This is a genomic window from Mesobacillus subterraneus (assembly GCF_000934845.1).
In the GTDB taxonomy this organism is placed as follows: domain Bacteria; phylum Bacillota; class Bacilli; order Bacillales; family Cytobacillaceae; genus Mesobacillus; species Mesobacillus stamsii.
Genome location: NZ_JXIQ01000196.1, coordinates 1 through 11,410, shown reverse-complemented (window position 1 = coordinate 11,410; position 11,410 = coordinate 1). Strand labels below are relative to the sequence as shown.

General features: G+C 42.5%; 9 protein-coding genes. All 9 read left to right on the top strand.

The features are described from left to right. Positions 1-324 precede the first annotated feature (324 nt). The 9 genes from sucC (at position 325) to codY (ending at position 11,087) form a co-directional block, all read left to right on the top strand. On the top strand, positions 325-1,485 hold the full coding sequence (gene sucC, locus UB32_RS18530) for an ADP-forming succinate--CoA ligase subunit beta (protein ID WP_044396597.1): 1,161 nt from the start codon (positions 325-327) through the stop codon (positions 1,483-1,485). 20 nt (positions 1,486-1,505) lie between these two features. Next, positions 1,506-2,408, top strand: coding sequence for a succinate--CoA ligase subunit alpha (gene sucD, locus UB32_RS18525; RefSeq protein ID WP_044396595.1), 903 nt, complete (start codon positions 1,506-1,508; stop codon positions 2,406-2,408). A 62-nt stretch (positions 2,409-2,470) separates the two neighbouring features. Further along, positions 2,471-3,322 carry a DNA-processing protein DprA gene (gene dprA, locus UB32_RS18520; RefSeq protein ID WP_044396593.1) on the top strand — a complete coding sequence of 284 codons (852 nt, stop codon included), beginning with the start codon at positions 2,471-2,473 and terminating at the stop codon, positions 3,320-3,322. Between the two features lie 270 nt (positions 3,323-3,592). Next, on the top strand, positions 3,593-5,668 hold the full coding sequence (gene topA / locus UB32_RS18515) for a type I DNA topoisomerase (RefSeq protein WP_044396592.1): 2,076 nt from the start codon (positions 3,593-3,595) through the stop codon (positions 5,666-5,668). A 250-nt stretch (positions 5,669-5,918) separates the two neighbouring features. Continuing rightward, positions 5,919-7,226 carry an FADH(2)-oxidizing methylenetetrahydrofolate--tRNA-(uracil(54)-C(5))-methyltransferase TrmFO gene (gene trmFO, locus UB32_RS18510; protein ID WP_044396591.1) on the top strand — a complete coding sequence of 436 codons (1,308 nt, stop codon included), beginning with the start codon at positions 5,919-5,921 and terminating at the stop codon, positions 7,224-7,226. A 60-nt stretch (positions 7,227-7,286) separates the two neighbouring features. Further along, positions 7,287-8,189 (top strand): tyrosine recombinase XerC, encoded by a 903-nt coding sequence (gene xerC / locus UB32_RS18505; RefSeq protein WP_044396590.1) that lies wholly within the window; start codon positions 7,287-7,289, stop codon positions 8,187-8,189. 20 nt (positions 8,190-8,209) lie between these two features. Then, positions 8,210-8,752: an ATP-dependent protease subunit HslV gene (hslV, locus tag UB32_RS18500; protein ID WP_044396589.1), complete on the top strand. Its 543-nt coding sequence runs from the start codon at positions 8,210-8,212 to the stop codon at positions 8,750-8,752. Positions 8,753-8,772: 20 nt separating this feature from the next. Further along, on the top strand, positions 8,773-10,179 hold the full coding sequence (gene hslU, locus UB32_RS18495) for an HslU--HslV peptidase ATPase subunit (RefSeq protein ID WP_044396598.1): 1,407 nt from the start codon (positions 8,773-8,775) through the stop codon (positions 10,177-10,179). 128 nt (positions 10,180-10,307) lie between these two features. Then, complete coding sequence (gene codY / locus UB32_RS18490; RefSeq protein ID WP_044396587.1) at positions 10,308-11,087, top strand: GTP-sensing pleiotropic transcriptional regulator CodY; 780 nt, start codon at positions 10,308-10,310, stop codon at positions 11,085-11,087. Positions 11,088-11,410 lie beyond the last annotated feature (323 nt).

Sequence of the window (11,410 nt, the reverse complement as noted above, 5' to 3'; positions counted from 1 at the left end):
AAGGAAACGGCGAGTAGAAAGGTGGTTGCCACTAGGAAGTTGCCACAATCAGAAAGGCGCTTGCGCTTTCCTTGTCAACGGGTTTCCGATTTTAAAACGGTAATAGCTTGTCATCGCTGCTTTTCCCATGGAGTTTCGTTAAACTGGATACTTTTTTGAGATAAATATTTTATTTAATTCATAAAGGTAGACAATCAATATTTCATTATATAAAATGAAAGCGCAGTCTATTTTTTCAAAATTGAAATGAATGATATTTTCTATTTAGGAAAACATTTTCAGGTCGTCTTGGACGGGTTTTTCTAATAGATAGGAGGATGGGAAATGAATGTCCATGAGTATCAAGGAAAAGAAATCCTCAGAAAATATGGGGTAAAAGTACCAAATGGAAAGGTTGCTTTTACAGTGGAGGAAGCTGTTGAAGCAGCTAAGGAGCTTGGCTCATCAGTAGTAGTAGTGAAAGCTCAGATTCACGCTGGCGGAAGGGGAAAAGCTGGCGGTGTCAAGGTTGCGAAAAACCTTGATGAAGTGCGTACATATGCTTCGGAAATCCTGGGTAAGACGCTGGTTACTCACCAGACTGGTCCAGAAGGCAAGGAAGTAAAACGTCTGCTGATTGAAGAAGGCTGTGACATCAAGAAGGAGTACTACGTAGGTTTAGTACTTGACCGTGCAACTTCAAGAGTTGTCTTGATGGCTTCAGAAGAAGGCGGAACGGAAATTGAAGAGGTTGCTGAAGCAACTCCTGAAAAAATCTTCAAAGAAGAAATCGATCCTGTGCTTGGCTTGATGCCATACCAAGCTCGCCGTATCGCTTTCCAGATCAATATTCCAAAAGAGCTTATCAACCAGGCTGTCAAATTCATGATGGGCCTGTACACTGCATATATCGAAAAAGATTGTTCGATTGCTGAAATCAACCCGCTTGTTGTTACAGGTGACGGTCAGGTAATCGCTCTTGATGCGAAACTGAACTTCGATGAAAATGCTTTATACCGCCAGAAGGATGTCCTTGAGTATCGTGATCTTGAGGAAGAAGATCCAAAGGAAATCGAAGCATCGAAGTATGACTTAAGTTATATTTCTTTAAATGGAAATATTGGCTGCATGGTGAACGGTGCCGGTCTTGCGATGGCAACGATGGACATCGTCAAGCATTATAGCGGAGACCCCGCCAACTTCCTTGATGTTGGGGGCGGCGCAACTGCTGAGAAAGTAACAGAGGCATTCAAAATTATCCTTTCCGATCCAAATGTAAAAGGAATCTTTGTTAATATCTTCGGCGGCATCATGAAGTGTGATGTCATTGCTACAGGTGTTGTGGAAGCTGCCAAGCAGGTTGGCCTACAGGTTCCGCTTGTCGTTCGACTGGAAGGTACGAACGTTGATCTTGGAAAACAAATTCTAAATGAATCGGGCTTGAATATCATTGCTGCTGAATCGATGGCAGACGGCGCTGAAAGAATTGTTTCATTAGTTAAGTAGGATCGAAAGGAGAATTAGACATGAGTGTATTTATTGATAAAGCTACAAAGGTCCTTGTTCAAGGAATTACAGGTTCGACAGCCCTTTTCCATACAAAACAAATGCTTGAATATGGTACAAAAATTGTTGGGGGAACATCTCCTGGCAAGGGTGGTACAGAAGTAGAAGGCGTACCAGTATTTAACACTGTGAAAGAAGCTGTTGAAACGACTGGTGCTACTGCATCTGTCATTTATGTACCTGCACCATTTGCAGCAGATGCGATCATTGAAGCTGTGGACGCAGAGCTTGATCTGGCTATCTGTATCACCGAACATATCCCGGTTTTGGATATGGTCAAGGTGAAACGTTATATGGAAGGCAAGAAGACCCGACTGATCGGCCCTAACTGCCCTGGTGTTATTACTCCTGAAGAATGCAAAATTGGGATCATGCCAGGGTATATCCATACGAAAGGACATGTAGGGGTTGTCTCACGTTCCGGGACATTGACATACGAAGCTGTACACCAGTTGACTCAGGCTGGACTCGGCCAGTCCACAGCGGTAGGAATCGGCGGAGATCCGGTAAACGGAACAAACTTCATCGATGTTTTAAAAGCGTTCAATGAAGACCCAGACACATTTGCCGTTATCATGATTGGAGAAATCGGCGGTACGGCTGAAGAAGAAGCGGCTGAGTGGGTCAAGGCAAACATGACAAAACCAGTTGTCGGCTTCATCGGCGGGAGAACAGCGCCTCCAGGGAAGCGCATGGGGCACGCTGGAGCGATCATTTCAGGCGGAAAGGGTACAGCAGATGAAAAGATCCGCGTCATGAACGAATGCGGTATCAAGGTAGCTGATACTCCGTCTGTCATGGGTGAAACGCTGATCGGCGTATTGAAGGAGCAAGGCTTGTACGATAAATGCAAAACACATTAGGATAACCAATCAGCAGTCCCTCTGAACGGAGGGGCTGTTTGTTAATCCCAGGGGGGAAGAAAATGGACGAATTTAAAAGGAAATTGATTCAGCTTGTCCACAGTAGAAAGGCAAGCTGGAAAGAAATCTATTCTATCCTGAAATACGAGGCATCAGGGAATAGAGGGGAAGAAACTGAAAATGCCTTTAACAATCCAGCTTACACTCAACAACTCCACCGAGACCTTCAGCTTATTTCCGTTGACCGACTTCTTTATCATTACTCCTCACAAAACATCCATCTAATCACTATCTTTGACGATGAATATCCTGAGAAACTCAAGAATATCTACCAGCCTCCATGGATCCTTTTCGCAAAAGGGAATCTTTCCATGCTGAAAATAACCGACTCTCTGGCCGTTGTTGGTTCTCGAAATGCAACCGACTATGGGTATAAATCGATTGATTTTTTGTTTCCTTCATTAATAAAAAGGAATATTGTGATTGTAAGTGGCCTTGCAAAAGGGATCGATGCGCATGCTCATAAGACAGCGATCAAACTGGGTGGGAAAACAATCGGTGTGATTGCTGGTGGCTTTCAGCACTTATATCCTAAGGAAAATAGCAAGCTGGCAGAATATATGATGGAAACTCAGCTTGTCTTATCGGAATATCCTCCAGCAACCCGCCCGGAAAAATGGCATTTTCCGATGCGAAACAGGATTATCAGCGGCCTTTCAGAGGGTACACTGGTTGTTGAGGCAAGGAAAAGAAGCGGTTCCTTGATCACCGCAGATTTTGCTTTGAACGAAGGCAGAAATGTGTTTGCTATTCCTGGAAGTATTTTGACCCCGGATTCCGATGGAGTTCACTATTTGATACAGCAGGGCGCTAAACTAATAAAAAGCGCAGAGGATATTCTCGAGGAATTTTGAAGGGAACGAAAGTGACTCCAAAAATGAAATAGGCAGATTTTAGCTGATAAGTTTGTTAGAATTTACGCGATTTTGGAAGAAAATAATAATTTTAGAACAGAATTGCAATAAAAAGGTTGAAATAATTTTCATTCTGGTATACATTTTGCATCAGGTATTTCAAAATCTCTTAATTAGTTGAAATCGTTTTCTTTTAAGGTGTATTTGACAATTTCAGGATATATCAATCATAATTGATGATAATTTTATCCCTCTAAGGAGGACAAATGGATGTCAGAGTTTTTAGTAATCGTCGAATCGCCGGCTAAGGCTAAGACGATCGAGCGTTATCTTGGAAAAAAGTATAAAGTAAAGGCTTCGATGGGGCACTTAATTGATTTGCCCAAGAGCCAGATGGGAATTGATACAGAAAATAATTATAACCCAAAATATATTACCATTAGGGGCAAGGGTCCCGTACTGAAGGAATTGAAATCTGCAGCAAAAAAAGCAAAGAAAGTCTATCTCGCAGCTGACCCCGACAGGGAAGGGGAAGCAATTGCCTGGCATTTAGCACAAAGCCTTAATGTAGATGTTCATTCTGATTGTCGGGTCGTATTCAATGAGATTACTAAGGATGCCATCCAAGAATCTTTTAAACACCCGAGGGCAATCAATATGGACCTAGTAGATGCTCAGCAGGCGCGACGTGTATTAGACAGGCTGGTAGGTTACAATATTAGCCCGTTGCTTTGGAAGAAGGTAAAGAAAGGGCTGAGCGCAGGCCGAGTGCAATCCGTTGCGCTAAGGATGATCATCGATCGCGAAAAAGAAATCGCTGCTTTTGAGCCAGAGGAATATTGGTCAATCAGCGCTGAATTCCTAAAAGGGAAAGTTGGATTTGAAGCATCCTTTTATGGGATTGGCAAGGATAAAAACGAATTGAAGTCAGAGGAAGAAGTAAAAAACATCCTCAAGCAAGTGAAGGGGAATAAATTCACCGTTGATACAGTAACGAAGAAGGAAAGGAAAAGAAATCCAGCACCACCTTTCATCACTTCTTCCTTACAACAGGAAGCGGCAAGAAAACTTAATTTCCGTGCGAGGAAGACGATGATGCTTGCGCAGCAGCTTTATGAAGGAATCGATCTTGGAAAAGAAGGAACAGTCGGATTGATTACGTATATGAGAACGGACTCCACAAGAATTTCTGAACTAGCTCAGAGAGAAGCAAAAGAATATATTATTGGCGAATATGGGGAAAAATTCATCCAAACCGAGCCAAGGAAAGAGAAAAAGCAGACAAATGCCCAGGATGCTCACGAAGCGATCAGGCCAACGAGCACGATGAAAGTTCCTGATAAGGTAAAGGAATTTCTCTCAAGAGATCAGTACAGGCTTTATAAATTGATCTGGGAACGGTTTGTCGCAAGCCAAATGGCCTCTGCAATTATGGATACGATGAGCGTTGATTTAAAAAATGGGGAGATTACGTTTCGTGCGACTGGTTCAAAGGTAAAATTCGCCGGGTTCATGAAGGTATACGTAGAAGGAACGGATGACCAGGTTGAAGAGAAAGATAAATACCTTCCTGATCTGCAGGAAGGAGACGAAGTCATCAAGAAAGAGTTCGAATCGAAGCAGCATTTTACACAGCCTCCTCCAAGGTATACAGAAGCAAGACTTGTTAGGACGCTGGAAGAAATGGGGATTGGACGGCCATCAACCTATGCGCCTACTCTGGATACAATCCAGAAAAGAGGCTATGTATCCCTTGATAATAAACGATTTGTACCAACGGAACTGGGCGAGGTTATTCATGAATTGATGTTGGAATTTTTTCCAGAGATCCTTGATTTGGAATTTACAGCGAAAATGGAGGATAACCTTGACCACGTCGAGGAAGGAAAAATTAATTGGGTCAAGGTCATTGATGAATTTTATCGGGATTTTGAAAAAAGTCTTGAAATAGCGGAGAAAGAAATGCAGGAAATCGAAATCAAGGATGAACCTGCCGGCGAAGATTGTGATCTGTGCGGCTCACCAATGGTCTTTAAAATGGGGCGTTACGGAAAGTTCATGGCCTGCAGCAATTTCCCTGAATGTCGGAACACGAAGGCAATTGTCAAGGATATAGGAGTCAAGTGCCCGAAATGTGAAGAAGGAAACATCATCGAGCGAAAAAGCAAGAAACGCCGGATTTTTTACGGTTGTGACCGCTATCCAGAGTGTGACTTCCTCTCCTGGGACAAACCACTTGCAAGGAAATGCCCGAAATGTGACAATATGCTAGTCGAGAAAAAGCTTAAAAAAGGTGTCCAGGTTCAATGCACAGAATGTGATTACAAAGAAGAACCACAAAGCTAGAGTGAGCCATGAGCTCACTTTTTATGGTTGTAAGAGGCACGATTTCGTTGTCTGGCCACTCAGTACTTGTTAAGAAATACTATCGGATTCAAGGGAAAAATAAGTAAGATGAATAGATAATGGAAGCTTTAAATAAAGGCAGATGGTATAATTAGATTTTTGATCATTGTTCATGTGACATAGCCTGTCATTGGAGAAATACGCGAAGTTTAAAAAGGATACTTTTTTTATATCAATGGAGGAAATAGATATGACAGAAGCAACAGTAAATGTCGTTGGTGCTGGTTTGGCCGGAAGTGAAGCGGCTTGGCAGCTTGCTGAGAGAGGCATTAAAGTCAACCTATATGAGATGAGGCCATTGAAGCAGACACCTGCCCATCATACCGATAAATTTGCCGAGCTTGTATGCAGTAATTCTTTACGCGCGAATACGTTAACAAACGCGGTTGGAGTGTTGAAGGAAGAAATGAGAATGTTAAACTCTGTTATTATCGGAGCTGCAGATGCCTGTGCTGTTCCAGCTGGCGGTGCTTTGGCGGTAGATCGGCATGAATTTGCAGCACTTGTTACGAACCGTGTGAAGGATCATCCGAATGTTACTGTTTTTAAGGAAGAAATCACGGAAATTCCCCAAGGACCGACCGTCATTGCCACGGGGCCATTGACAAGCCCGGCTTTGTCAGAACAATTGAAACAGCTTACTGGGGAAGAATATCTTTATTTTTATGACGCGGCAGCTCCAATTCTTGAGAAAGATAGTATTGATATGGATAAGGTCTATCTTAAATCCCGATATGATAAAGGAGAAGCGGCATACTTAAACTGTCCCATGACAGAAGAAGAATTCGACCGTTTTTATGACGCTCTGATCTCCGCTGAGACAGTTCCGCTAAAGGAATTTGAAAAAGAAGTCTTTTTCGAAGGATGCATGCCGATTGAGGTAATGGCGCAAAGAGGAAGAAAAACGATGTTATTTGGCCCGATGAAGCCAGTAGGTCTAGAAGATCCCAGAACAGGGAAAAGACCATACGCCGTGGTGCAGCTTCGCCAGGATGATGCAGCCGGAACTCTTTATAATATTGTTGGCTTCCAGACACATCTTAAATGGGGACCACAAAAGGAAGTAATTCAATTGATTCCCGGTTTGGAGAACGTTGAAATCGTCCGCTACGGTGTGATGCATCGTAACACATTTATCAACTCACCTAAGGTGTTAAAAGCAACCTATCAATTCAGGAAAAGAGAAGATTTGTTTTTTGCCGGACAAATGACAGGTGTAGAAGGTTATGTTGAATCAGCAGCCAGCGGCCTGATTGCTGGAATAAATGCTGCACGTCTTGTAAAAGGTGAAGCGCCGGTAGAATTCCCGCATGAAACAGCTATGGGCAGCATGGCTAGATATATTACAACTACAAACGCGAAAAACTTCCAGCCAATGAACGCAAATTTCGGTCTTTTCCCTGATCTTCCAGATAAAATCAGATCGAAGCAGGAACGAAATGAGCAACATGCTTCCAGAGCATTGGGAACAATTCAGAACTTTGTGAAAAATTTGTAAAGTTGGTTGCGGTGGCTATACAAATATGATACTATTTAATAGCCCTTGTGAGGTGATGAGATGGAAGCAAATGTGAACAATTCTTTAAAGTTATTTATTGAATATTTACAAATTGAGAAAAACTACTCACAATATACAATTGAACATTACCAACAGGATATTAGGGGATTCTTTTTGTTCATGTCTGAACAAGGGCTTACAGGTCTGAATGATGTGGAGTATGCGGATATAAGAATTTACCTGACAAAATTGTTTGATCAGCAGCTCTCCAGAAAATCAGTTGCACGGAAAATTTCCTGCATGCGCAGCTTTTATAAGTTTTTGCTGCGTGAAAAAATGGTCGAAGACAATCCATTTTCACTTGTATCCATCCCAAAACTGGAAAAGCGGCTGCCGGATTTTTTTTATGAAGAGGAGCTTGCTCAACTGTTCGAAGCATGTGAAACCGAAACAGCTCTTGGAAAACGGAACAAAACACTTCTGGAGCTGCTTTATGCGACGGGAATCCGAGTAGGTGAGTGCAGTAACATCCAGGTGAAGGAAGTAGATTTATCGCTATCGACTGTTTTGATTCATGGAAAAAGGAAAAAGGATCGATATGTACCTTTCGGAAGTTTTGCTCAAGATGCGATGGAAGACTACATAAAGAATGGGAGACCAGACTTGCTGAACGGAAAGGATGACCACGGCTATTTGTTTGTGAATTTTCGAGGCGGGCCGCTTACAGATAGAGGGATCAGGGACGTTCTGAATAAGCTGATTGAAAAGTCTGCTCTTACCGGAAAAATCCATCCGCATAAATTACGACATTCCTTTGCGACACATATGATGAGCAACGGGGCAGATATGAGAACAGTCCAGGAACTTCTTGGCCATGCTTTCCTGTCTTCTACGCAAGTTTATACCCATGTTACAAAGGAACATTTACGCAGTATTTATTTAGCACACCACCCGAGGGCATAAGCCAAAAGGAGGACGTTAAGATGTCGGAATTCCATGCCACTACGATATTTGCTGTTCAACACAAAGGGCAATGCGCCATGTCAGGCGATGGTCAGGTTACTTTGGGCAATGCTGTAGTGATGAAACACACAGCAAAGAAGGTCCGCAAGTTGTTTAATGGGAAAGTAATTGCCGGTTTTGCAGGTTCGGTTGCTGATGCATTCACTTTGTTTGAGAAGTTTGAAGGAAAGCTGGAGGAATACAATGGCAATCTCCAAAGGGCAGCGGTAGAGCTCGCTAAACAGTGGAGGAGTGACAAAGTCCTTCGGCAGCTAGAAGCGATGCTGATTGTGATGAATGACACAGACATGCTGCTGATTTCCGGAACAGGGGAAGTAATTGAACCTGATGACGGCATTCTTGCCATCGGTTCTGGCGGCAACTATGCTTTAGCAGCAGGCCGTGCGTTAAAACAATATGCTGGGGATCATTTGACAGCAAAAGAAATCGCGAAGTCTTCATTGGAAATTGCAGCTGATATTTGTGTTTACACAAATCACCATATCATTGTGGAAGAACTGTAATGAAAGAAGGAGTGAAGAGTGTGAAACAACCAACAAATTTAACTCCGAGGCAGATCGTTGAAAAGCTGGACCAGTATATAATTGGACAAAAAGATGCAAAAAAAGCAGTGGCAGTTGCTCTTAGGAACAGGTATCGCCGTGGATTGCTCGCTGAAAATATCAGAGATGAAATCATTCCTAAGAACATCTTGATGATCGGACCTACAGGCGTTGGCAAAACGGAAATAGCAAGAAGGATGGCCAAATTGGTTGGCGCTCCTTTCGTCAAGGTGGAAGCCACTAAATTTACCGAAGTCGGCTATGTGGGACGAGATGTGGAATCAATGGTCAGGGATCTCGTGGAAACCTCGATCAGACTTGTGAAAGAAGAGAAGATGGAGAAAGTCAAGGAACCAGCAGAAGATAATGCTAATCGCCGCCTTGTCGAGCTTCTGGTTCCATCAATGAAAAAAACGGTAAATTATAAAAACCCATTGGAAATGCTCTTTGGCGGGAATCAGCAACAGCCTGAGCAAGAAACAAGCCAGTCAGAGGATATGGGTTTATTAGAAAAAAGAAAAACAATCAAGCAGAGACTCGAACAAGGAGAACTGGAAGATGAGCTGGTAACCGTTGAAGTCGAAGAACAGGCCCCCTCTATGTTTGATATGCTCCAAGGTTCTGGAATGGAACAGATGGGAATGAACATGCAGGATGCATTAGGCGGCTTAATGCCGAAAAAACGAAAGAAACGAAAACTTCCAGTACGTGAGGCGAGAAAGTTACTGATCAATGAGGAAGCACAAAAGCTGATTGACATGGATGAGGTTACTCAGGAAGCTACTTATCGAGCTGAGCAGATGGGGATCATTTTCATTGATGAAATCGACAAAATCGCCAGCAAGAATTCTGGCAGTTCCAGCGCGGACGTCTCACGAGAGGGTGTTCAAAGAGACATCCTGCCAATAGTAGAAGGGTCAACGGTTAATACAAAATATGGTCCGGTAAAAACGGATTACATCTTATTTGTCGCTGCGGGTGCCTTCCACACGGCAAAACCATCCGATTTGATACCGGAACTACAAGGTCGTTTCCCGATCCGCGTCGAATTAACTAAACTGACAGTCGATGATTTTTATCGAATTCTGGTTGAACCAGATAATGCTTTAACAAAGCAATATGAAGCTTTATTGGCAACTGAAGGTATACAAATTGAATTTTCTGACGATGCTATTCGTAAGATAGCAGAAGTCGCATATGAAGTGAATCAGAATACGGATAATATTGGAGCTAGAAGGCTGCAAACGATCCTAGAAAAGCTTCTCGAAGATCTGAGTTTTGAAGCGCCAGACATCCATATGGAAAAAGTGGCAATCACTCCACAATATGTGGAAGAAAAACTAGGCGCTATCTCAAGGAATAAAGATTTAAGCCAGTTCATCTTATAATGTTCTCGTTTTAAAGCATACTCAATAGGGTAGACAAATAAAAGCTGCCTATTGTGCTAAGGAATCGAAATTAGCTAAATAAGAAAAATAATGTTATTTTGTTTAAAGCAAAATAGGAGGAAGAAACAATGGACTTACTAACGAAAACTAGAAAAATTAATGCCCTGCTCCAAAAAGCTGCCGGGAAACCAGTGAACTTCAAAGAAATGTCAGAGACACTTAGTGAAGTAATCGAAGCAAATATTTTTGTTGTCAGCCGGAGAGGGAAACTGCTTGGCTTCGCAATTAACCAGCAGATTGAAAACGAGCGAATGGTGAAAATGCTTGAAGATCGTCAATTCCCAGAGGATTATACGAAAAACTTGTTCAACATCCAGGTGACTTCACCAAATTTGGATGTGGACAGTGAGTATACAGCATTCCCGGTTGAAAACAAAGATTTATTCAAAAGCGGATTGACTACCATCGTGCCAATCATTGGCGGTGGTGATCGCCTCGGAACCTTAATCCTAGCTCGTCTCCAAGAACAGTTCCATGACGATGATCTAATCCTCGCTGAATACGGCGCAACGGTCGTTGGAATGGAAATCCTGCGCGAAAAAGCCGAAGAGATCGAGGGGGAGGCACGAAGCAAAGCTGTCGTTCAAATGGCGATCAGTTCCCTATCCTACAGCGAACTGGAAGCAATCGAGCACATCTTTGAAGAACTAAACGGAAAAGAAGGCTTACTCGTTGCATCCAAAATCGCTGACAGAGTCGGCATCACTCGTTCAGTCATTGTAAATGCATTGCGCAAGCTTGAAAGTGCAGGCGTTATAGAATCACGTTCCTTAGGAATGAAAGGAACATACATTAAAGTATTGAACGATAAATTCTTGTTCGAACTAGAAAAACTTAAAAATAACTAAAGTTCAAAAGTCACTGAAAATTTTATCGACCAAACAAAAAAGCTGGTTCGATTCCATTTATTTGGAATTGAACCAGCTTTTTTTATAAAATAAGAACTCACCATGGCTACGAATCCGTAGCCACCATCGACATTGAAAATGAATTTCTATTTCCAAACAAAAGTATAAAATTCACTTCGAGAATTGTCCAGCTCCAGCTCCAGCCGCTCGAGTCGTTTGTCCTAGCTACGGCTCCTAACTCCTCGAGACGCTGGTGGGCAAGCCAATCATATTTTAAAGATGAGGATTATAATGTGTTATCTGATTACGGCCACGGGTTTTTA

Bases quoted from the DNA above. Each gene is read 5' to 3' on its own strand.
- hslV (WP_044396589.1), top strand. From the start codon at position 8,210: ATGTCGGAATTCCATGCCACTACGATATTTGCTGTTCAACACAAAGGG.
- dprA (WP_044396593.1), top strand. From the start codon at position 2,471: ATGGACGAATTTAAAAGGAAATTGATTCAGCTTGTCCACAGTAGAAAG.
- codY (WP_044396587.1), top strand. From the start codon at position 10,308: ATGGACTTACTAACGAAAACTAGAAAAATTAATGCCCTGCTCCAAAAA.
- trmFO (WP_044396591.1), top strand. From the start codon at position 5,919: ATGACAGAAGCAACAGTAAATGTCGTTGGTGCTGGTTTGGCCGGAAGT.
- sucC (WP_044396597.1), top strand. From the start codon at position 325: ATGAATGTCCATGAGTATCAAGGAAAAGAAATCCTCAGAAAATATGGG.
- topA (WP_044396592.1), top strand. From the start codon at position 3,593: ATGTCAGAGTTTTTAGTAATCGTCGAATCGCCGGCTAAGGCTAAGACG.
- xerC (WP_044396590.1), top strand. From the start codon at position 7,287: ATGGAAGCAAATGTGAACAATTCTTTAAAGTTATTTATTGAATATTTA.
- sucD (WP_044396595.1), top strand. From the start codon at position 1,506: ATGAGTGTATTTATTGATAAAGCTACAAAGGTCCTTGTTCAAGGAATT.